The 21,232-nt window shown below is 65.5% G+C and carries 19 protein-coding genes; 16 read left to right on the forward strand and 3 right to left on the reverse strand.

The window, feature by feature from the left end:
* From AC1DUN_RS11700 to AC1DUN_RS11775, 16 genes are all read left to right on the forward strand, one after another.
* A partial coding sequence (locus AC1DUN_RS11700) for a transposase (protein ID WP_477714100.1) occupies positions 1-242 on the forward strand: 242 nt, incomplete at its 5' end.
* A gap of 240 nt (positions 243-482) precedes the next feature.
* Positions 483-1,673 (forward strand): EAL and HDOD domain-containing protein, encoded by a 1,191-nt coding sequence (locus tag AC1DUN_RS11705; protein WP_477714101.1) that lies wholly within the window; start codon positions 483-485, stop codon positions 1,671-1,673.
* Between the two features lie 496 nt (positions 1,674-2,169).
* On the forward strand, positions 2,170-3,027 hold the full coding sequence (locus AC1DUN_RS11710; RefSeq protein ID WP_477664010.1) for a CheR family methyltransferase: 858 nt from the start codon (positions 2,170-2,172) through the stop codon (positions 3,025-3,027).
* On the forward strand, positions 3,024-3,683 hold the full coding sequence (gene cheD, locus AC1DUN_RS11715) for a chemoreceptor glutamine deamidase CheD (RefSeq protein ID WP_477714102.1): 660 nt from the start codon (positions 3,024-3,026) through the stop codon (positions 3,681-3,683). The genes AC1DUN_RS11710 and cheD overlap by 4 nt, the downstream gene beginning before the upstream one ends.
* Entirely contained in the window at positions 3,680-4,774 is a 1,095-nt protein-coding gene (locus AC1DUN_RS11720; protein ID WP_477714103.1) for a protein-glutamate methylesterase/protein-glutamine glutaminase, read from the forward strand. Before cheD ends, AC1DUN_RS11720 begins: the two co-directional genes overlap by 4 nt.
* Before the next feature lie 69 nt (positions 4,775-4,843).
* Positions 4,844-5,242 carry a chemotaxis response regulator CheY gene (gene cheY / locus AC1DUN_RS11725; RefSeq protein WP_477664007.1) on the forward strand — a complete coding sequence of 133 codons (399 nt, stop codon included), beginning with the start codon at positions 4,844-4,846 and terminating at the stop codon, positions 5,240-5,242.
* 1 nt (position 5,243) lies between these two features.
* Positions 5,244-5,894 carry a protein phosphatase CheZ gene (gene cheZ, locus AC1DUN_RS11730; protein WP_477714104.1) on the forward strand — a complete coding sequence of 217 codons (651 nt, stop codon included), beginning with the start codon at positions 5,244-5,246 and terminating at the stop codon, positions 5,892-5,894.
* A 324-nt stretch (positions 5,895-6,218) separates the two neighbouring features.
* Positions 6,219-7,379, forward strand: a complete 1,161-nt coding sequence (flhB, locus tag AC1DUN_RS11735; RefSeq protein ID WP_477714105.1) for a flagellar biosynthesis protein FlhB — start codon at positions 6,219-6,221, stop codon at positions 7,377-7,379.
* A gap of 17 nt (positions 7,380-7,396) precedes the next feature.
* Positions 7,397-9,463 carry a flagellar biosynthesis protein FlhA gene (gene flhA / locus AC1DUN_RS11740; RefSeq protein WP_477714371.1) on the forward strand — a complete coding sequence of 689 codons (2,067 nt, stop codon included), beginning with the start codon at positions 7,397-7,399 and terminating at the stop codon, positions 9,461-9,463.
* Positions 9,460-11,778 carry a flagellar biosynthesis protein FlhF gene (gene flhF / locus AC1DUN_RS11745; RefSeq protein WP_477714106.1) on the forward strand — a complete coding sequence of 773 codons (2,319 nt, stop codon included), beginning with the start codon at positions 9,460-9,462 and terminating at the stop codon, positions 11,776-11,778. The genes flhA and flhF overlap by 4 nt, the downstream gene beginning before the upstream one ends.
* A gap of 10 nt (positions 11,779-11,788) precedes the next feature.
* Complete coding sequence (locus tag AC1DUN_RS11750) at positions 11,789-12,466, forward strand: MinD/ParA family ATP-binding protein (RefSeq protein WP_477714107.1); 678 nt, start codon at positions 11,789-11,791, stop codon at positions 12,464-12,466.
* Positions 12,467-12,501: 35 nt separating this feature from the next.
* Entirely contained in the window at positions 12,502-13,326 is an 825-nt protein-coding gene (locus AC1DUN_RS11755; protein WP_477714108.1) for an RNA polymerase sigma factor FliA, read from the forward strand.
* 308 nt (positions 13,327-13,634) lie between these two features.
* Positions 13,635-14,123, forward strand: a complete 489-nt coding sequence (locus tag AC1DUN_RS11760) for a chemotaxis protein CheW (protein WP_477714109.1) — start codon at positions 13,635-13,637, stop codon at positions 14,121-14,123.
* A gap of 34 nt (positions 14,124-14,157) precedes the next feature.
* Positions 14,158-15,858: a methyl-accepting chemotaxis protein gene (locus tag AC1DUN_RS11765; protein ID WP_477714110.1), complete on the forward strand. Its 1,701-nt coding sequence runs from the start codon at positions 14,158-14,160 to the stop codon at positions 15,856-15,858.
* A gap of 860 nt (positions 15,859-16,718) precedes the next feature.
* Positions 16,719-17,207, forward strand: a complete 489-nt coding sequence (locus AC1DUN_RS11770; RefSeq protein ID WP_477714111.1) for a chemotaxis protein CheW — start codon at positions 16,719-16,721, stop codon at positions 17,205-17,207.
* 28 nt (positions 17,208-17,235) lie between these two features.
* Positions 17,236-18,930, forward strand: coding sequence for a methyl-accepting chemotaxis protein (locus AC1DUN_RS11775; protein ID WP_477714112.1), 1,695 nt, complete (start codon positions 17,236-17,238; stop codon positions 18,928-18,930).
* Positions 18,931-19,672: 742 nt separating this feature from the next.
* Here AC1DUN_RS11775 and AC1DUN_RS11780 read toward each other — a convergent pair.
* The 3 genes from AC1DUN_RS11780 to flgA form a co-directional block, all read right to left on the reverse strand.
* Positions 19,673-20,128 (reverse strand): flagella synthesis protein FlgN, encoded by a 456-nt coding sequence (locus tag AC1DUN_RS11780; RefSeq protein ID WP_477714113.1) that lies wholly within the window; start codon positions 20,126-20,128, stop codon positions 19,673-19,675.
* Positions 20,125-20,412 (reverse strand): flagellar biosynthesis anti-sigma factor FlgM, encoded by a 288-nt coding sequence (gene flgM, locus AC1DUN_RS11785; protein ID WP_477660911.1) that lies wholly within the window; start codon positions 20,410-20,412, stop codon positions 20,125-20,127. Before flgM ends, AC1DUN_RS11780 begins: the two co-directional genes overlap by 4 nt.
* 74 nt (positions 20,413-20,486) lie before the next feature.
* Positions 20,487-21,188 carry a flagellar basal body P-ring formation chaperone FlgA gene (gene flgA / locus AC1DUN_RS11790; protein WP_477714114.1) on the reverse strand — a complete coding sequence of 234 codons (702 nt, stop codon included), beginning with the start codon at positions 21,186-21,188 and terminating at the stop codon, positions 20,487-20,489.
* Between the last annotated feature and the right edge of the window lie 44 nt (positions 21,189-21,232).

Genomic DNA, 21,232 nt, shown 5'->3' on the forward strand with positions numbered 1-21,232 from the left:
CTGACCCGCACAGTCCCTGGCAACGTGGCCGCAATGAGAACATCAATGGCCTGATCAGGCAGTACCTACCAAAGGGCACAGACCTGAGTGTGTACAGCCAGCGCCAGCTCGACCAGATCGCCTGGAGCCTGAACACGAGGCCACGGGCAACATTGGACTGGAAAACGCCCGCTCAAGCCTTCTTCGAAGACTGCATCGCGCACAATGCCCAGATTCCCCCAGGTGTTGCACTTGGTCCTTGAGACCGCCCTTACTTTCTTTTGGCGAAGCAAAAGAAAGTGAGTTGCCGCCGGGCAACCCCGGCCAGCAGGAGTCAGAGGGGAGCGCCCCGCCGGACAAGCCCCGGCCAAAAAACCTATTTAGAAAACAGACTCATAAACCCCTCCTTATTCAATGCAATCAATTGCACCCTTTTTCCTTACAGTCCGCTAAAAGCCCATCTCCGCCGGCCGGCCGCCAGGCCAAAAAACTAAATCAATCCCATGCCAGACAACAAATTCCTTGTACGAGCCCCTCTGCTGGACCCCAAACAACAGGTGGTTGGCTACAGGCTGGCCTGGCAGAGTCCGGTGCCTACGGATGCGCGGGAAGATGTGCGGCAGTTGCTGGACTTTGTGGGTGAGCGCGCCCACGATGCCGAGCTGGGTTTGCTCTTCCTCGATGCCGAGCGCGGTGTGCCGCCTGGCGGCATCCTGGCTGCGGAGCTTCCCAAAAACACGGTGCTGATGCTGGACTGCGGCGACCTGGCCGAGGATTGTGTGGCGGGCATGGCTTCCATGCGTGAACAGGGTTTGCAGTTGGCGCTGCGCGGTGCCAGCCTCGCGTTTATGGAAGCGCATGCCGAGACCCTGCTGCCGCTGGCCACGCATATCGAGCTGCCTTGGGGCCATCCGGATTTCGCGGCGCTCAGCAACCTGGCGAAACAGGCCGAGCCGCCGCTGGCCGTGGTGGTGCAGGATTTCCCGGGATGGGCGGAGTTTGACAAGTCGGCCGCGCATGGCGTGGGCGGGTTTTTTGGGCAACTGTGCACTACACCGCGCCCGCTCAACAATGCCGGGGCGCTGAGCCCGCAGGCGATCTTTATCCTGCAGCTGATGCAGATGGTGCAGGAAAACGCCGACGTGCGGCACATCGAGGGTGTGCTCAAGCGCGATGCGGCGCTGTCGTACAAGCTGTTCCGCTACATCAACTCGCCGGGTTTCGGCATCGAGGTCGAGATCGAATCGCTGCGCCATGCGGTGACCATGCTGGGGTACACCCCGCTGTTCCGCTGGCTGTCGGTGCTGCTGGCCACGACCAACACGGCCGGCTATTCGCACGCGCTGCTGCAGGCGGCGATTGTGCGCGGGCGGTTTGCCGAGCTGCTGGGCAAGGACTTGCTGCCGCGCGGCGAGGCCGAGCACCTGTTTTTTGTCGGCATGTTCTCGCTGCTGGACCAGCTGCTGGGCATCCCGCTCGAAAAGGTGGTGAGCCAGATCCTGCTGCCCGAGCCCGTGGTGCAGGCCCTGCTGGGCCGCGAGGGCGTGTACGGCCCCTTTCTGTCGCTGGTCGAGGCCTGCGAACAAAGAGACGGCCGCGTGCCGGCGCTGGCCGATGCGCTGTTTGTGACCTCCACGCGCGTCAACCAGGCGCACCTGGCGGCGCTGGCCTGGGCGCATACGGTCACTATCTAGCGCGGTTTGATTTTTCAATCCGCAGAAGAATTTATATCCACAGATTACGCAGATTTCCGCAGATAAAGACAAAGGCAATGAAGGCTTGTGCGGTGGAAGCGTGCAGAGATGGAGAAGAAGTCCTTGGTACGGATTTTCCTTCTTCAATCTGTGTAAATCTGCGAAATCTGCGGATGAATTCTTATATCCACAGATTACGCAGATTTCCGCAGATTTCCGCAGATAAAGACAAAGGCAATGGAAGCTTGTGTGGTGGAAGCGTGCAGAGATTGAGAAGAAGTTCTTAGTACAGATTTTCTTTCTTCAATCTGTGTAGATCTGCGTCATCTGCGGATAAATCTTTATGCCCGAGCCCGCCGCCCCGCCATCGCCAAAGAAGCGGGCCTTTTCGCGCGCTTTTCAGGCCATGGCGGGCGGCGCAGGCTTTGTACATTGAAGCATCGCCGTTTGCACTGTGCACAAGGCGCGTGCCCCGCGCGCGATGGCCAAAAAACCTATGAACACACCCCTGCATGGCGCCACGGCCTCGTCGGCCGGTCCGGATTTTCTCCTGACGGACCATGATTTTTCAAAAATACGCACGCTGATCCACCAGCGGGCGGGCATTGCCCTGAGCACGCAGAAACGGCAGATGGTCTACAGCCGGCTGGCGCGGCGCCTGCGCGAGCTGCGGCTGACCGAGTTCGCGAGCTATCTGCGTTTCCTCGAAGCCGACCCGCATGGCGACGAATGGCAGCAGTTCACCAATGCGCTGACCACCAACCTCACGGCCTTTTTCCGCGAGGCCCACCATTTCCCGCTGCTGGCCGAGCATGCCAAAAAATGCGCCCAGCCCATGAGTGTCTGGTGCTCGGCCGCCTCCACCGGCGAGGAGCCCTATTCCATCGCCATGACCTTGATCGAGGCACTGGGCGAGCGCGCGGGCGCGGCGGCCAGCGTGATGGCCACCGACATAGACACCCAGGTGCTGGCCAAGGCCCAGGCCGGCATTTTCACGATGGAGCAGGTCAGCAAGCTTTCGCCGGCGCGGCTCAAGCGCTTTTTCTTGAAGGGTGCGGGCGCGCAGGCCGGCAAGGTGCGCATACGGCCCGAGGTCGCGGCCATGGTGAAGTTTGAGCAGCTCAACCTGCTGGACGCGAAATGGGCGCTGCGCGAGCCCTTTGACGCGATCTTCTGCCGCAATGTGATGATCTACTTCGACAAGCCCACGCAGGGCCGCATCCTGCAGCGTTTCGCGCCGCTGATGAAGCCGCACGGCCTGCTGTTTGCCGGGCATTCGGAGAATTTTTCCTTTGCCAGCGACACCTTCCGGCTCAAGGGCCAGACGGTGTATGAACTCGTGGCCGGCCCATGACCACGGCGCACCGGGAGACCCTGGCCACCCACCATTACTTCGACCGCGAGTTCGACATCGCGGCGGTCAAGCTCTTGCCCGGCGAATACTTTGTGACCTCCAGCGACATGGTGCTGACCACGGTGCTGGGCTCCTGTGTCTCGGCCTGTGTGCGCGACACCGTGGCCGGCATAGGCGGCATGAACCATTTCATGCTGCCCGAGGACGCCGAACCGGGCACCCGCGGCGCGGCGGCGTCCATGCGCTATGGCGCTTACGCCATGGAGATGCTGCTCAACGAGCTGCTCAAGGCCGGCGCGCGGCGCGAGCGGCTGGAGGCCAAGGTCTTTGGCGGCGGCGCGGTGCTGGCGAATATGACACTGCTCAACATCGGCGAGCGCAATGCCGACTTTGTGCTGCGTTACCTGCAGATGGAACAGGTGCGGGTGGCCGCCCAGGATTTGCGCGGCAACTACCCGCGGCGCATCAACTACTTCCCGGTGACGGGCAGGGTCACCATGCGCAAGCTGCGCCAGCAGGCCGACGTGGCGCTGGTGCGCGACGAGGAGCAGGCGCTGGCCGCCACCTTGCGCAGGCCGGCGCGGCCCGCCACTGTCGAGATCTTCAGCAACAGCCAGGCCGCGGGCGCGGCCGCCAGGAATGCGTGGGCCCTATGAACGGTAACGTGAGCGTGAACAAGATCAAGGTGCTGTGCGTCGACGACTCGGCGCTGATACGCAGCCTGATGACCGAGATCATCAACAGCCAGCCTGACATGGTGGTGGTGGCCACGGCCTCGGACCCGCTGGTCGCGCGCGACCTGGTCAAGCAGCACAACCCCGACGTGATGACGCTGGACGTGGAAATGCCGCGCATGGACGGCCTGGAGTTCCTCGAAAAACTCATGCGGCTGCGGCCCATGCCGGTGCTCATGGTGTCCTCGCTGACCGAGCGCGGCTCGGAGGCCGCGCTGCGCGCACTCGAATTGGGCGCGATCGACTTTGTGACCAAGCCGCGCCTGGGCATACGCGACGGCCTGCTGTCTTACACCGATTTGATCGCCGGCAAGATACGCATCGCGGCCAGCGCCAAGCTGCTGCCGGTGCGGCGCGCGGCGCCGGCGGGCGGCGCGGCCGGCGCTGAAGTGCCCCTGCTGCACAGCCCGCTGCTGAGCACCGAAAAACTGATCATCATCGGCGCCTCCACGGGCGGCACCGAGGCCATACGCGAGGTGCTGCAGCCGCTGCCGCCCGACAGCCCGGCCATCCTGATTGCCCAGCACATGCCGGCGGGTTTCACCAATTCCTTCGCGCAGCGCCTCAACGGCCTGTGCCGCATCGTGGTCTCGGAAGCGGTGCACGGCGAGCGTGTGCTGCCCGGCCATGCCTATATCGCGCCGGGCGGTTTTCATTTGTCGCTCACGCGCAGCGGCGCCAACTATGTGGCCCAGGTCGACCAGGCGCCGCCCGTGAACCGGCATCGGCCCTCGGTCGACGTGCTGTTCGACTCGGCCGCGCGCCATGCGGGCAAGAACGCCATCGGCGTGATCCTGACCGGCATGGGGCGCGACGGCGCCGAGGGCCTGCAGCGCATGCGCCAGGCCGGCGCCCACACCATCGCGCAGGACGAGGCCAGCTGCGTGGTCTACGGCATGCCGCGCGAGGCCGTGGCGCTGGGCGCGGTCACCGAGGTGGCGCCGCTGCGCGAGATCAGCCAGCGCGTGCTGGCGCACCTGCGCTCTTTCGGGGAGCGCGCCAACCGGGTGTAGGAGCTCAAGCTGAAGGCCACACCGGCCGTAAACCAATCATCAAACTGAATGAAAAAACTGGAGTGACGTGTGGTTGATAAAAACATCAAGATCCTGGTCGTGGACGACTTCCCGACCATGCGCCGGATTGTGCGCAACCTGCTCAAGGAGCTGGAGTTCGTCAACGTCGACGAGGCCGAGGACGGCGCGGCGGGCCTGGAAAAGGTCAAGGCCGGCAGCTACGGCTTTGTGGTCTCGGACTGGAACATGCCGAATATGGACGGCCTGGCCATGCTGCAGGCCATACGCGCCGACCCGCAGTTCGCCAAGCTGCCGGTGCTCATGGTGACGGCCGAGGCGAAAAAGGAAAACATCATCGCGGCCGCGCAGGCCGGCGCCAACGGCTATGTGGTCAAGCCCTTCACCGCCGTGACGCTGGAGGAAAAGATCAACAAGATCTTCGAAAAGATCGAGAAGGAGGGTGCCTGACATGGACGCACACCAAGCCGTAGCACTGCAGCCCGCGGCCGCCGGCGATTCGGCCGAACAGCTGGTCAACCGCATAGGCCATCTGACGCGCCAGATGCGCGAGGGCATGCGCGAACTGGGCCTGGACAAAAGCATTGCGCGCGCGGCCGAGGCGATTCCCGATGCGCGCGACCGCCTCAGCTATGTGGCCCAGATGACCGAACGCGCGGCCGAAAGGGCGCTCAACGCCATCGACGTGGCCCAGCCCATACAAGATAGTTTGGCCAAGCAGGCGGTGGAGCTCGGCAAGCGCTGGGACAGCTGGTTCGCCAGCCCGGTGGAGTTGTCCGATGCGCGCGAGCTGGTGAAAGACACACGCAACTACCTGGCCGAGGCGCCGCAGCAGGCCGGCGCCACCAATGCCCAGCTCATGGAAATCATGATGGCCCAGGACTTCCAGGACCTGACCGGCCAAGTCATCAAGAAGATGATGGACGTGATCAAGGACATGGAGACGCAGCTGCTGCAGCTCTTGATAGACAACGCACCGCCCGACAAGCGCCAGGAAGCGGGGCAGGGGCTGCTCAATGGGCCGCAGATCAAGATAGGCAATGCGGATGCGGTGGACGATCAGGGGCAGGTAGACGATCTGCTGGCCAGCCTCGGGTTCTGAGCCACGCGGAATCCGCGGAGAAATCTCTATCCGCAGATTACGCAGATTTACGCAGATTGAAGAATAGGATTTTTGTATCCGACTTCATTTCCATGGTTTTTATCTGCGGAAATCTGCGTAATCTGCGGATAGATTTCTTTCTTTTTAATCTGCGGAAACCCAGAGATCTGCGGATGAACCGCTATCCGAGGATCGTCTCCCCTAGAGCCCTTATTGCCTGAAGAACAGCCCGATACAGGGCCTGTTTCGCAGATCGGTTTCAGGCCTCCCCTCCAATAATTCTCAGGACTGGGCGCACCCCGCGCCCCGCGCTGCGGAGTATGGATGGCGGAAGAAAGTGAGCTCGAAAAGACCGAACCGGCCTCGCCGCGCCGCCTGGAAAAGGCGCGCGAAGAAGGCCAGGTGGCGCGGTCGCGCGAGCTGGTCACCTTTGTCATGCTGGCCACCGGCGTGGCTGGCCTGTGGATGCTGGGCGAGATGATGGGCGGGCATTTCAACAGCGCGCTGCGCGGCGGCCTGCAGTTCGAGCGCGCCTCGGCCTTTGATGCCTCGCACATGATGAACCAGGCCGGCACGGCCGTGCTGCACGCCATGCAGGCGCTGCTGCCGGTGCTGCTGATGATGCTGGTGGCCGCGCTGGTCGCGCCCATGCTGCTGGGCGGCTGGCTGCTGTCGGCCCAGTCGCTGGCGCCGAATTTTTCCAAGCTCAACCCGGTTGCCGGCATAGGCCGCATGTTCTCGGTCGAATCGCTGGCCGAACTCGTCAAGACTTTGCTCAAGTCGGCGCTGGTGGGCGGCGTCGCCTGGTGGGTGATCGCGGACGACCTGGGCGCCATCATGGGCCTGATGCGCGAGCCCTCGCACGCCGCGCTGCCGCACACCCTGCACCTGGTCGTCAGCAGCTGCGCGCTGATCATCGCCTCGCTGCTGCTGGTGGCCGGCATCGACGTGCCCTACCAGCTCTGGAGCCATGCGCGCAAGCTGCGCATGTCGCGCGAGGACCTGCGCCAGGAGAACAAGGAAAGCGAGGGCGACCCGCACATCAAGGCGCAGATACGCCGGCAGCAGCAACAGATGGCCAAGCGCCGCATGATGGCCGAGGTGCCCAAGGCCGACATCATCGTCACCAACCCCACGCACTTCGCGGTCGCCCTGCAATACCTGGACCAGGACATGCGCGCGCCGCGCGTGATCGCCAAGGGCACCGACCTGGTGGCCCTGCGCATACGCGCCATGGCCGAGGAGCACAAGATACCGGTGCTGGAAGCGCCGCCGCTGACGCGCGCGCTGTACCGCCACGCCAAGCTCGGCGATGAAGTCCCGGCGGCGCTGTATTCGGCCGTGGCCGAGGTGCTGGCCTGGGCCTACCAGCTGCGCCGCGCGGCCGAGGGCGGCGTGGCGCCCCCGCGCGCACCGCGCGACCTGCCGGTGCCTGAGTCGCTCGATCCCCTTGCCTCCCTTGCCCCGGCAGGAGCCGCCGCATGACACTGGTTGACGACCTGATGCGCCTGCCGCGCCAGATGATGGCCGGCGGCAAAGGCAAGGGCCTCGCCGGCCCGGTGCTCATCATCCTGATCCTCAGCATGATGGTGCTGCCGCTGCCGCCGTTTTTGCTGGACCTGCTGTTCACCTTCAACATCGCGCTGTCCATCATGGTGCTGCTGGTCAGCATGTACACCATGAAGGCGCTGGACTTCGCGGCCTTCCCGGCCGTGCTGCTGTTCACCACGCTGCTGCGCCTGTCGCTCAACGTCGCCTCCACGCGCGTGGTGCTGATGGAGGGCCACACCGGGCCCGACGCGGCCGGCAAGGTGATAGAGGCTTTCGGCCACTTCCTGGTGGGCGGCAACTTCGCGGTCGGCGTGATGGTCTTCATCATCCTGGTGGTGATCAACTTCATGGTCATCACCAAGGGCGCGGGCCGCATCGCCGAGGTGGGCGCGCGCTTCACCTTGGACGCCATGCCGGGCAAGCAGATGGCCATCGACGCCGACCTCAACGCCGGCCTGATCGGCGAGGACGTGGCGCGCAAGCGCCGCGCCGAAGTGGCGCAGGAGGCCGACTTCTACGGCTCCATGGACGGCGCCAGCAAGTTTGTGCGCGGCGACGCCGTGGCCGGCCTGCTGATCCTGGTGATCAACATCATAGGCGGGCTGATCGTCGGCATGGCCCAGCACGGGCTGGATTTTTCGCAGGCGGCCACGACCTACACGCTGCTGGCCATAGGCGACGGCCTGGTCGCGCAGATCCCGGCGCTGGTGATCTCCACCGCGGCCGGTGTCATCGTCTCGCGCGTCACCACCGACGAGGACGTGGGCGGCCAGCTCACGGGCCAGCTGTTCGCGAACCCGCAGGTGCTGTTCCTGACGGCCGGCGTGATAGGCCTCATGGGCTTGATCCCCGGCATGCCCAACATCGCGTTCTTGATCATCGCGGGCGGCCTGGTCTGGCTGGGCCGGCGCATCTTGCAGCGCGGCGCCGTGGGCGCGGCCGCCGCGGCGGAAGCCCCGCCGCCGCCGGCCCCGGCCGAATCGCAGGAAGCCAGCTGGGACGATGTGGCCCTGGTGGACCCGCTGGGGCTGGAGGTCGGCTACCGGCTGATCTCGCTGGTGGACAAAAGCCAGAACGGCGAGCTGCTGGGCCGCATCAAAAGCATACGCAAGAAGTTCGCGCAGGACATCGGTTTCCTGGTGCCCGTGGTCCATATCCGCGACAACCTGGAGATCAAGCCCAACGCCTATGTGCTCAAGCTCAAGGGCGTGCAGATCGGCGAGGGCGAGGCCTTTCCCGGCCAGTGGATGGCCATCAACCCGGGCCAGGTCAGCGCCCCCCTGCCGGGCACGCAGACCAGGGACCCGGCTTTCGGCCTGCCCGCGACCTGGATAGACAGCGGCCTGCGCGAGCAGGCGCAGATCTACGGCTACACCGTGGTCGACGCCAGCACCGTGGTGGCCACGCACCTCAACCATTTGATCCACGCGCACGCGGCCGAGCTGTTGGGCCGCCAGGAAGTGCAGCAGCTGCTGGACCGCATAGGCAAGGAGTCGCCCATGCTGGTGCAGGACCTGGTGCCCAAGACGCTCTCGCTCACGACGCTGCAGAAAGTGCTGCAGAACCTGCTTGAGGAAAACGTGCCGATACGCGACATGCGCACCATCCTCGACGTGCTGGCCGAGCACGCGCCCACGGTGAGCGATACCACCGAACTGAGCTCGCTGATACGGCTGGCGCTGTCGCGCGCCATCGTGCAGCAGATTTTCCCGGGCAACGAAGCCCTGCAGGTCATAGGCCTGGACAGCGCGCTGGACCGCGTGCTGCTGCAGGCCCTGGCCAACAGCGCCGGCCTGGAGCCGGGCCTGGCCGACAGGCTGCTGCGCGAAGCCCAGCAGGCCATGGACCGCCAGGCCGGGCTGGGCCTGGCGCCTGTGCTGGTGGTGCAGCACCCGCTGCGCGTGCTGCTGGCGCGCTTTCTGCGCCGCAGCCTGCCGCAGCTCAAGGTGCTGTCGCACGCTGAGATACCCGACACCCGCACCATCCAGGTGACCGCCACGATTGGAGCCACGACGTGAACACCCGCAGCAGCAACATCGGCGAAACCTGCCGGGTCGTCGCGCCTTCGAGCCGCGAGGCCTTGCGCCTGGTGCGCGAAAAACTGGGCCCCGATGCCGTGGTGCTGTCGAATCGCGTGACGGCCGAAGGCGTGGAGGTGCTGGCGGCGCTCGACGAGTTTGTTGCGGTGCCAGCACCCGCGGCCCTGCCTGCCGCTCCCGTAAGCCCGCCGGCCGAAAGCGACGCCGTGCTGCGCGAGATCCATTCCATGCGCGGCATGATTGAAGAGCAGCTCGCCGGCATGGCCTGGAACGACAAGCAGCGGCGCGACCCGGTGCGCGGCCATTTGCTGCGCACCCTGCTGGGCGCGGGTTTCAGCGCGCGCCTGGCCAAGGACATCCTGCAGGACCTGCCCACGGGCCAGGGCCATGCGCAGGGCATGGACTATGCCAAGGCCGAGCTCGCGCGCCGCATGCCGCTGCTCGAGAACGAAGGCGCGCTGCTGGACGAGGGCGGCGTCTATGCGCTGATGGGCCCGACCGGCGTGGGCAAGACCACCACCACGGCCAAGCTCGCGGCGCGCTGCGTGATGCGCTTTGGTGCCGACAAGCTGGCCCTGGTCACCACCGACAGCTACCGCATAGGCGCTTACGAGCAGCTGCGCATCTACGGCCAGATCCTGGGCGTGTCGGTGCATGCGGTGAAGGACGCGGCCGACCTGGACCGGGTGCTGGCCGTCCTGCGCGACAAACACATGGTGCTGATAGACACCGTGGGCATGAGCCAGCGCGACCGTGCGGTCGCCGGCCAGATCGCCATGCTCAGCGGCGCGAGCCGGCCGGTCAAGCGCCTGCTGCTGCTCAATGCCTCCAGCCACGGCGACACCCTCAACGAAGTGGTGCAGGCCTACCGCCATGGCGAGAAGGCCGGCGGCACCGATAGCGAATGGGACCTGGCCGGCTGCATCTTCACCAAGGTCGACGAGGCCACCCACCCGGGCGCGCTGATCGACATGGCGATACGCCACCAGCTGCCGGTGCATTACATCTCCAGCGGCCAGCAAGTGCCCGAGCACCTGGCGCCGGCCGACGGCCGGGCCCTGGTTGACAGCGTGTTCCAGGCCCGAAGCCGCAGCGCGCTGTTTGTACCCGGCGAGTCCGGGCTGGAGGACAAGCCCGCAGCCGCTACCGAAGAGGCGCAGGCCGCCAGCGAGCGCCTGCGCGCGCAATGCCGGCAACTGATCAATGCCCTGACGCACAACGCGCAGGAGCTGGCCGCCAACGCGGCCGCGCTGTCGCAGGGCGGCATAGGGTTTGAGGAAACGCGTGCGCTGTGGCGCCGGCTTTCCGACCCCGCGGGTGCCGGTGACGCGCAGCGTGTGTCGCGGGCGCTGTTGTCCCGGGCCGTGGAAGACAGCGCCGCGCTGTGCGACGGCCATGTGCTGGCCGTGGCCGGTGAAGCGCGCGGAAGCGACACGGCCCAAGGCCTGGGCGGCACGCTGCTGCTGTCGGACCGCACGGGCCAGGTGTTTGCGGCGCCGCTGCAAGGCCACGCGGACCCGGCACGGCCGGCAGGGTGGGCGCTGCAGCCCGCGCTGGGCAAGACGGTGGTCCATTTGTTCGCGCAAGTGCCCGAGGCCGGCTTGATCCGCCAGTGGCAGCTTGAAGGCCGCGCCTGGGCGGCGGCCGGCAGCTCGGCCATGCGCATGGTCGATGCGGACACCGGCGCGCGCGGCACGCTGGGCAAGCTGGCCGCGGGCCTGGACTTCGGCACGGCCCAGCCTGTGCTCTACCGCAAGAAGGCGGCGCTGATGTCGGTGGCCGAGGCGCGCATCAGCCTGCGGCCCGAGCTGGGTGAGATGGCGCCGGGCACGCAGCCGCCCCTGCCGGTGCTGCGCTGTGTGGTCAGGCGCATGGTCGATGCCCAGAGCGGCAAGCTGCTGGCCCATAGCTATGTGCTGGCCGGCGAAGCCGTGCGGGTGCCGGCGCAGCGCATGGCGCAGTGGCCGGCCTGGCGCAGCGCCGCCGAACCCTATTTCAAGCTGCTGGGCCAGGGCATTGCCCAGCTTGATGCGGCCGGTACGCCCGCACACCGGCTGATTGCCGGCCAGGCCTGCGCCACGGTGTTTTTGCTGCAAGGCCTGCAGGACGGCTGGGCTGGCACGGCGCGCGCCGCGCTCGCGCAACTGGCCGGCCGGGCGCCCAAAGCGGGCCGGCCCGTGCCGGCCGCCGTGCTGCTCGAAGGCCTGGGCAAGCTGCTGGTGCTGCTGGACGCGCTGGAGACCGAGGGCGTGGACCCGCCCTTGCCGGCACACATGCCCGCCGCGCGCGGCTGAGGATGGACGCGTGAAGACACCGGGCAGCGACCAGGCCGACGGGCTCAGGCGCCTCATGGCGAACAGCCCGGGCCGGCTGCTGGCCTTTGTCGCCGGCGCGCCGGCCGCGGGTGTGAGCAGCGTCACGCTGAATCTCGCGGCGGCACTGGCGCGCCTGGGCCAGGACGTGCGCCTGGTCGATGAGCGCGGCAATGCGCCTTCGGGGCCGTCGCGGCGCCGCGGCCGGCTGGTGCTGCTGGACGCGGTGCTGGGCGAAGAGGGCACCTTGTCGCCACTCGCGGCCCGGGCCGACGAGATGGTGGTGCTGCTGCGGCCGGAGGCCCAAGCCATCACCGCCGCCTACGCCTGCATCAAGCGGCTGCAACAGGCCCATGGGCTGCGGCGCGTGCGTGTGCTGGTCAACCACGCGGCCGACGAGGCCGAGGCCCAGCGCATCCAGGCCAACCTGGCCGGGGCCGCGAGCCGCTACCTGGGCCTGGCGCTGGAGCCGGCCGGCTGCATCAGCGCCGACCCGCAGCTCGCCGAGGCGAGCGGGCTCAACCTCAGCGTGGTCGAGGCCTTTCCGGGCAGCCCGGCCGCGGCGGATTTTTACCGGCTGGCCTCGGCGCTGCTGCGCTGGCCCGCGCGGCCCGCCGCCGAAGAAGAAGGCGCGCCGCGCGTGGACAGCCTGCACGCGGCCGCCGCCTGACACCCGACCGTTCAAGAAGCAGGAGGAATCCTTCCATGTACACCCCCCAGGGAAAGATGGCCCAGTCCGCCCCGTCGGAACTGCTGGCGCAGCACGCGCCGCTGGTGCGCAGGCTGGCGCTGCAGCTGATCGCCAGGCTGCCGGCCAGCGTGGAGCTGGACGACCTGATACAGGTCGGCATGATGGGCTTGCTGGACGCCGCCGAAAAATACCAGGACGACCAGGGCGCGAAGTTCGAGACCTACGCGAGCCAGCGCATACGCGGCGCCATGCTCGACGAGCTGCGCGCCAACGACTGGGTGTCGCGCGGCCTGCGCAAGTCCTCGCGCAGCGTCGCCATGGCGGTGCGCGCGCAGGAGCAAAAGCTGGGCCGCGCGCCCAGCGAAAGCGAGATCGCCCAGGCCATGGAGCTGCCGCTGGCGGCCTACCAGCAGCTGCTGCACGAGATACACGGCTGCCAGCTCGTCTATTACGAAGATTTTGAGCGCGGCGACGGCGAGGCCGGCGAGAGCAGCTTCCTGGACCGCCAGGACCACGGTGACAAGGTGCTGGCCGACGAGCCGCTCACGCAGCTGCTGCAGGGCGACTTCCGGCGCCAGCTGATCGCCGCCATAGGCCAGCTGCCCGAGCGCGAGCAGCTGCTGCTAAGCCTTTATTACGAAGAAGAGCTGAACCTGCGCGAGATAGGCGCGGTGCTGGACGTGACCCAGTCGCGCGTCTGCCAGCTGCACAGCCAGGCCATCAGCCGGCTGCGCGCCGGCCTGGCCGAAGCGCTGGGCCTGCAAGAGGCGCCGCGCCCGCCCGCGCGCAAGCCGGCGGCGGCCGCCCGGCCCCGGGCCGCGAAGGCCATGTCATCTTGATGGGTCTATCCATGCAAATCTTCGAATACAGATTCATCCGCAGATTACGCAGATTTTCACAGATTGAAGAGAAGAAATCTGTAGCTGGAACTTGTCTCTCTGCACTGGAAACACGAGCTTGGATTTTGAGTTTTTTAATCTGCGTAAATCTGCGAAATCTGTGGATAAAGATTTCATCTGCGGATATGAATTCATCAAAACGCCAGGACGGCCTGGTGAGTAGCTCTTGAGTTTTCATCAGGCCGGCCGATAGATACACGATAGATACACGGTAGAGACAGATGTCCATTGATTCCAAAGGAGTGCGTATGCACGAGACACACAACAGCCCCGCAACAGCCGGCAAGGCACTCGAATTCCTGGCCTTCAGGCTGGGCCATGAAGAGTACGGCGTGGACATCCAGAAAGTGCAGGAGCTGCGCGGCTACGACACGGTGACGCGCATCGCGAATGCGCCCGAGCACATCAAGGGCGTGGTCAATCTGCGCGGCATCATCGTGCCGATTGTGGACATGCGCATCAAGTTCAATTTGGGAACGCCCAGCTACGACCAGTTCACCGTGGTGATCATTCTGAATATCGCCAGCCGGGTGATGGGCATGGTGGTGGACAGCGTCTCGGACGTGATCACGCTGGACGCGGACCAGGTCAGGCCCGCGCCCGAGATGGGCGCGCTGCTGGACACCGAATACCTGGTAGGCCTGGGCACGCTGGACGACCGCATGCTCATCCTGGTCGACATCGACAAGCTCATGTCCAGCAGCGACATGGCCCTGATCAACGCCGCCGCATCCTGAGCGGCCACCCCTTTTTGTTTTTGGAGTTCCCATCATGTTTTTAGGCAATCTCTCCATCGGCAAGCGCCTGGCCGTCGTGGTCGGCCTCATTCTCGCGCTGTTTGTGACCAGCAGCGTGCTGGCCGTCCTCAAGCTCAGCCAGCTGGGCGAGGAAATCAAGGCCATGGTCGAGAAGAACATCAAGACCGAGCGGGCCGGCTCCGACTGGCTGCGCCACACTACCGCGGGCATACAGCGTGCCGCGGCCATCGCCAAGAGCAGCGATGTCGGCCTGGTCGCCTATTTCGCACCGGCGTCGGCGACCTCGATCAAGAACACCAACGAGCTGCAGAAATTCCTCGAGCAGCAGATGGACACGCCCGAGAAAAAACAGCTCTTCGACAAGGTCGGCGAGCTGCGCAAGGTTTACCTGGCCGCGCGCGAGGACGTCAGCAAGGCCAAGCAGGCGGGCGACATGGAGGGCGCGAACCGCATCTTCAACGAACGTTTTGAGCCGACTTCGCGCGACTACCTGGCCGGCGTGCAGAAGATGGTGGACACCGAACGCGAACTGCTGGACGACGCGGCGCAGCGCGGCGAGGCATTGCGCGCCAGGATCAGCCTGCTGCTGGTGGTCTGCAGCGTGTTCTCGCTGGGCCTGGGCGCCCTGCTGGCCTGGCTGCTGGTGCGCAGCATCACCCGGCCGCTGTCGAATGCGGTGCAGGTCGCACGCGCGGTGGCCGCCGGCGACCTGACCAGCCGGATTGAGGTCGAGAGCAAAGACGAAACCGGCCAGCTGATGCAGGCGCTGAAAGACATGAACGACAGCCTGGTGGGCATAGTCGGCAATGTGCGCAGTGGCACGGACACGATTGCGACCGCATCGAGCGAGATCGCGGCCGGCAACCATGATTTGTCATCGCGCACCGAGCAGCAGGCGAGTTCTCTTGAAGAGACCGCGGCCTCGATGGAAGAGCTGACCTCCACCGTCAAACAGAATGCCGACAACGCGCGCCAGGCCAACCAGCTGGCGGTCTCCGCGTCCAGTGTTGCCGTCAAGGGCGGCAGCGTGGTCGCCGAGGTGGTGGGCACCATGGGCGCGATCAATGCCTCTTCGCGCAAGATTGTCGACATCATCGGTGTGATCGACGGCATTGCCTTCCAGACCAATATCCTGGCCTTGAATGCCGCCGTGGAAGCCGCCCGTGCCGGTGAACAGGGCAGGGGCTTTGCCGTGGTGGCCGCCGAAGTACGCAACCTGGCCCAGCGCAGCGCGGCAGCGGCCAAAGAGATCAAGACCCTGATCGACGATTCGGTCAGCAAGGTCGAAGAGGGCAGCAGCCAGGTCGCCGAAGCCGGCAAGACCATGGACGAGATCGTCGACAGCGTCAAACGCGTGACCGACATCATGGCCGAGATCACCGCCGCCAGCCAGGAACAGACCTCGGGAATCGAGCAGATCAACCAGGCCATCACGCAGATGGACCAGGTCACGCAGCAGAATGCCGCCCTGGTGGAGGAAGCGGCCGCCGCCGCGTCTTCGCTGCAAGAGCAGGCCAACGGCCTCTCGGAAGCGGTCAGCGTGTTCAAGGTCGAGGGCGGGCACGTCACTCCGGCGCGCTGCCCGGTCGCCAGCAGGCCGGCCGCCACACCCAAACAGCCGCCCCAAGCGCGCCAGGCGATTGCGGCCTCGCGCAAGGCCGCGGTTGCGAATGGCGAGTTGGCCGTCGCCGGCGGCAGCTGGGAGACGTTTTAAGCCGGGTCTTGCTCCGGTCTTGCGCGCTCTTCCTCCTCATCCTCCTCCTTCCCCTTCTAAGTTCAGTTGGCCGGGTCTCGCCCCGGCGGGCGAGGTACTTTTCTTTGCTTCGCCAAAGAAAAGTACCCAAAAGAAAGGCGACCCGCAGTCTGGGTCCCCTACGCTGCGCTACGGGGCAACCTGCGGTGCTCGAGCCAAGCGGGGTCTGGCTAAACTCGCTGCGTTTCACTCCGCTCAAACAACGCCAGCCCTTATCCGCTTGTCTCTGCGCTCCTCGGCCCAGCCAGGACGGGGCAATCGGGATCGGGGATAGAAGACAAATACCAAAGAACAAACCAAGACAAACAAGGACTCGCCGTGGCGAGTCCTTGTTTCTTCAGGTATTGGTATTCCTTCCCCACCCCTTGTGGATGCGCCGAGGAGCGCAGGGCCAGACGGATCAGGGCTGGCGTTGTCTGAGCCGAAGGCGAGTTTAGCCAGACCCCGGCTGGACCGAGCACCGCAGGTTGCCCGCAGCGAAGCGAAGGGACGCAGCAACCAGGGTCGCCTTTTCTTTTGCTTACTTTTCTTTTGGCGAAGCAAAAGAAAAGTGAGTAGCCGCCGGGCTACCCCCGGCCAACCGCCCTCGGCAGAGAGAGATGAAGGAAGAACAAGAGGAGGAGGGGAGGATGGGAGCGCCCCGCCGGAGCAAGACCCGGCGTCCAAGAATCTAAGGCCATAACCCCGCGCTGATCGCCCTATTTCCCGCCCGCATCGCTCGATAACCTTTATTCGAAGCACGCGGCGGGAAAACGCCAACTTAAGTTTTCACCATGGCCGGCCGATAGACACTGATATCCATTGATTCCAAAGGAATGCAAATGCACGAGACAAACAACAGCTCCGCGGCGGCCGGCAAGGCGCTGGAGTTCCTGGCCTTCAGGCTGGGCCAGGAAGAGTACGGCGTGGACATCCAGAAAGTGCAGGAGCTGCGCGGCTACGACACGGTGACGCGCATCGCGAATGCGCCCGAGCACATCAAGGGTGTGGTCAACCTGCGCGGCATCATCGTGCCGATCGTGGACATGCGCATCAAGTTCAATCTGGGAACGCCCAGCTATGACCAGTTCACCGTGGTGATCATCCTGAACATCGCCAGCCGCGTGATGGGCATGGTGGTGGACAGCGTCTCGGACGTGATCACGCTGGACGCCGACCAGGTCAGGCCCGCGCCCGAGATGGGCGCGCTGCTGGACACCGAATACCTGATAGGCCTGGGCACGCTGGACGACCGCATGCTGATCCTGGTCGACATCGACAAGCTCATGTCCAGCAGCGACATGGCGCTGATAGAGCGCGCCACGCTTTAAGCCCTTCAAACCCTGAAAGTTCGCACCCATGTCACTCAACAACATCAAGGTCGGCAGCCGCCTGGCGCTGGCTTTCGGCCTGCTTCTTTTTATCATGGCGGCGATTTCCGCCACCGGCGTCTGGCGCCTGCAGGGCCTGGCCGAGACCACCCACCAGCTGGGCACCATCGACAACGAAAAGCTCAAGATGGCGGTGCAATGGCGCCAGACCATAGACCTGAACTGGATACGCACACGCGCCTCCATCATGGACGCCGACACCAGCCGCATCCCGATGTGGCAGGCCGACATGGACAAGACCTCGGAAATCTCGAATGCCTCGCGCAAGCGCCTGGTCGAACTGGTCGATACGGAAGAGGGCAAGAAGCTCCTGGCCAGCATAGACGCCGCGCGCGAGGCCTACCGCACGCCGCGCGCCGCCGTGCTCAAGCGGCGGCAGGCCGGGGAAGACGTCACCGCCGTGCTGGAGCGCGAACTCAAGCCCCTGGCCGAGGCCTACAGCGAGAGCATCCACAAACTCGAGGAGCAGCAGCAAACGCTGTACGACGCCGCGCTGGTGCGCGCCGAAGAGAACGCGGCCCAGGGCCGGTTGATCCTGGTCGTGGGCGCGGTGCTGGCCTTGCTCCTGGGCGCCGCGTCGGCCTTGGTGCTGACCCGCTCCATCACCGGGCCCTTGCGCCAGGCGGCCCGCAGCGCGCGTTTTATCGCCGACGGCGACCTGACCCAGCCCGTGCATAGCACGGGCCGCGACGAGGCCGCCGAACTGCTGCAGGCCTTGAAGACCATGCAGGACAACTTGCTCGGCATCGTCGGCAATGTGCGCAGCGGCACGGACACGATTGCGACGGCTTCGAGCCAGATCGCGGCCGGCAACCATGACTTGTCATCACGCACCGAACAGCAGGCCAGTTCGCTTGAAGAGACGGCGGCGTCGATGGAGGAATTGACGAGTACCGTCAAACAAAATGCCGACAACGCACGCCAGGCCAACCAGCTGGCGGTCTCCGCATCCAGTGTGGCCGTCAAGGGCGGCAGCGTGGTGGCCGAAGTGGTGGGCACCATGGGCGCGATCAATGCATCGTCCAGAAAGATTGTCGACATCATTGGCGTGATTGACGGTATTGCCTTCCAGACCAATATCCTGGCGCTCAATGCCGCTGTTGAAGCCGCCCGTGCCGGTGAGCAGGGCAGGGGCTTTGCGGTCGTGGCCGCCGAGGTGCGCAACCTGGCCCAGCGCAGCGCGGCGGCGGCCAAAGAGATCAAAACCCTGATTGGCGATTCGGTCGACAAGGTCGAAGAGGGCAGCAAGCAGGTCGCCGAAGCCGGCAAGACCATGGACGAGATCGTTGACAGCGTGAAGAGGGTGACCGACATCATGGCCGAGATCACCGCCGCCAGCCAGGAGCAGACCTCAGGCATAGAGCAGATCAACCAGGCCATCACCCAGATGGACCAGGTCACGCAGCAGAACGCGGCACTCGTTGAACAAGCGGCCGCCGCGGCGTCCTCCTTGCAAGAGCAGGCCAGCAGCCTGTCGCAGGTGGTCAGTGTGTTCAAGGTCCATGGTGGGCACGAGCCTGCTGCGCAGCAGCCGCGCGCCAGCGTGGCCCGGCCCGCGGCGCCCAAACAGCCGCCGCAAGTGCGCGAGGCGATTGCCGCGCCGCGCAAACCGGCAACGGGCGATCTGGCCATGGCGGGTGGCGGGAGCTGGGAAACGTTTTAATGCCGGGTCTTGCCCCGGTCTTGCGCGCTCTTCCTCCTCATCCTCCTCTTTCCTTTTTTTAGTTCAGCTGGCCGGGGGTTGCCCGGCGGCAAGTAACTTTCTTTTGCTTCGCCAAAAGAAAGTCACCAAAGAAAAGGCGACCCGCAGTCTGGGTCCCTCCGCTTCGCTACGGGCAACCTGCGCTGCTCGACTACGGAGGGGGTCTGGCTAAACTCGCTACGCTGCGCTTCGCTCAAACAACGCCAGCCCTTATCCCTCCTCCGTCTGCGCTGCTCGGCCCAGCCAGGACGGGGCAATCGGGAGCGGGAACCGAATACCAAAAGACAAAGAAGACCAATACAAACAAGGACACGCCATGGCGTGTCCTTGTTTCTTCAGGTATTCGGTATTGGTATTTTTGTCCCCACCCCTTGTGGATGCGCCGAGGAGCGCAGGGCCAGACGGATAAGGGCTGGCGTTGTCTGAGCCGAAGGCGAGTTTAGCCAGACCCCGGCTGGACCGAGCACCGCAGGTTGCCCGCAGCGAAGCGGAGGGACGCAGCAACCAGGGTCGCCTTTTCTTTTGCTTACTTTTCTTTTGGCGAAGCAAAAGAAAAGTGAGTAGCTGCCGGGCTACCCCCGGCCAGCCACCCTCAGCAGAGTAAGCAGAAAGACGAAGAGAGGAGAAGGAGATAAGGGGGAGAGCGCGCCCAGCCGGAGCAAGCCCCGGCCCTCCCTCAGCGGGGGATGGAGCAGAGGGAGGGTCAGCCAACCCCCAGCCGATTCCCACTGCCCCCCGACTGGTGCGTCCCATCCGGCCCGTAGAGCGGCTGGCCGCCGGCCTTGAGGAAATTCAGGGTCTGGCGTGTGAAGTCCAGGTGGGTGTGGACCATCACGCCGTTGCGGTGGTTCATGGCCTGGGCTTCGGCGGCGCGGGCCAGCAGCTGTTGCCAGGCGGTCTTGAGCACGGCATCGCCCGCGGCGGCCGCGGCATCGGCGCCGCTGCGGCCGGGGCCGTAACCCAGGCCTTGCTGCAGCGCCTCGCGCTGGCGGCCTATGGCGCTGATCTGTTCGGCCAGCTGGGACTTGCGTTCGGCCAGGCCGGGCAGTTCGGTGAACAGGCCCTCGGTCATGGCCTGGGCTTCCAGGCCCAGCAGTTCCAGGAACAAGCCTGTCGCCGCATGTTCGCGGTGCAGCAGTCCGGCCAGCGCGCTGCTCATTTTTGGGGCTCTTCGCCCAGCAGGTCGCGCACCGTGGCCAGCAGGCCGTCGGCGATCTTGGTGGTATTGACCTGGTAGCGGCCGGCGCTGATTTCTTCGCGGATGCGGGCCACGCGCGCGGCGTCAAAGTCCGACTGGCTGGACAGCAGCGGCGCCGGCGAGACCGGGCGCGCCAGGGCTGTGGGGGCAGGCGCGGCCGATGCGGGCCGGCCCTCGCGGGTGGCGGCGGGCGCCACGCTGTCGGCCACATTCTTGAGGAATGTGAAGGTTTTCTGGATATTCATGGGGTATTCCTCAGGGGGATCTGATCGTTCTAACGGCCGCCTGGATGAAAACTTTAGGGCTCATTCCTAAAAATTCAGTGAACCCGCTCCACCGTGCCGTCCGCCAGGGCAATGCCGCTGAGCAGCTGGCCGCCGGCCGTCCTGACCTGGACCAGGGTGCCCACCGCGGCGCTGCTCATGGCCTTGCCTTCGGTGCTGACGGTAAAACCCGGGCCGCGGGTGCGCAGGCGTATGGCCTGGCCCTGCTGCACCGCGATGGCGGCGCGCAGCGATTCGCGCCTGAGCGGTGCGCCGGAGGCAATGGTGTTCAGGGCGGTCACGCCGTCAAACTGCGCCGGGTCCGTGACCACGCCGCGCGGCAGGGCCGCGAGGTCGCCTTCACGGAAGGTGGCATCGGCCGCAGTGAGCACTTGCCCGGCGCTGATGGGTCTGGCCGCGACGTAGTAATTGCCGCGCACGGCCACATAGGCCGGCACATAACGTGTCCAGGGCTGGGTCGAGTTGCAGCGCACGCCGACAGACACGCGGCCCCAGAGCCGCGCGCCGCCCGGCAAAAAAGGCTCAAGCGCATCGCAGGGCGGCAGCGCGCCCGACAGGGGCGTGTCTATGCTGACCACCACCTGGCCGGGCAGGCCCGCAGCCTGCTCCTGCAAAAAGCGCTCTATCACGGGACGCGCGTTGCCGGCCAGCGGCGCGGCTTGCGGTCCCGCGGCGCGCGCCGGCAGGCTGAGAACGGCCAGGCCGGCGAGCAACAGGACCAGGCTAGGCGCGGGCATCTTGAGAGGGTTTTTCACAGATTTCCAAGATTGAAGAGAAAGTG

The sequence above is a fragment of the Polaromonas sp. P4_F6 genome (genome assembly GCF_056401275.1).

Coding starts and splice junctions, on each gene's coding strand:
- AC1DUN_RS11705 (WP_477714101.1), top strand. CDS start 483: ATGCCAGACAACAAATTCCTTGTACGAGCCCCTCTGCTGGACCCCAAA.
- AC1DUN_RS11710 (WP_477664010.1), top strand. CDS start 2,170: ATGAACACACCCCTGCATGGCGCCACGGCCTCGTCGGCCGGTCCGGAT.
- cheD (WP_477714102.1), top strand. CDS start 3,024: ATGACCACGGCGCACCGGGAGACCCTGGCCACCCACCATTACTTCGAC.
- AC1DUN_RS11720 (WP_477714103.1), top strand. CDS start 3,680: ATGAACGGTAACGTGAGCGTGAACAAGATCAAGGTGCTGTGCGTCGAC.
- cheZ (WP_477714104.1), top strand. CDS start 5,244: ATGGACGCACACCAAGCCGTAGCACTGCAGCCCGCGGCCGCCGGCGAT.
- flhB (WP_477714105.1), top strand. CDS start 6,219: ATGGCGGAAGAAAGTGAGCTCGAAAAGACCGAACCGGCCTCGCCGCGC.
- flhA (WP_477714371.1), top strand. CDS start 7,397: ATGCGCCTGCCGCGCCAGATGATGGCCGGCGGCAAAGGCAAGGGCCTC.
- AC1DUN_RS11755 (WP_477714108.1), top strand. CDS start 12,502: ATGTACACCCCCCAGGGAAAGATGGCCCAGTCCGCCCCGTCGGAACTG.
- AC1DUN_RS11760 (WP_477714109.1), top strand. CDS start 13,635: ATGCACGAGACACACAACAGCCCCGCAACAGCCGGCAAGGCACTCGAA.
- AC1DUN_RS11765 (WP_477714110.1), top strand. CDS start 14,158: ATGTTTTTAGGCAATCTCTCCATCGGCAAGCGCCTGGCCGTCGTGGTC.
- AC1DUN_RS11770 (WP_477714111.1), top strand. CDS start 16,719: ATGCACGAGACAAACAACAGCTCCGCGGCGGCCGGCAAGGCGCTGGAG.
- AC1DUN_RS11775 (WP_477714112.1), top strand. CDS start 17,236: ATGTCACTCAACAACATCAAGGTCGGCAGCCGCCTGGCGCTGGCTTTC.
- AC1DUN_RS11780 (WP_477714113.1), bottom strand. CDS start 20,128: ATGAGCAGCGCGCTGGCCGGACTGCTGCACCGCGAACATGCGGCGACA.
- flgM (WP_477660911.1), bottom strand. CDS start 20,412: ATGAATATCCAGAAAACCTTCACATTCCTCAAGAATGTGGCCGACAGC.
- flgA (WP_477714114.1), bottom strand. CDS start 21,188: ATGCCCGCGCCTAGCCTGGTCCTGTTGCTCGCCGGCCTGGCCGTTCTC.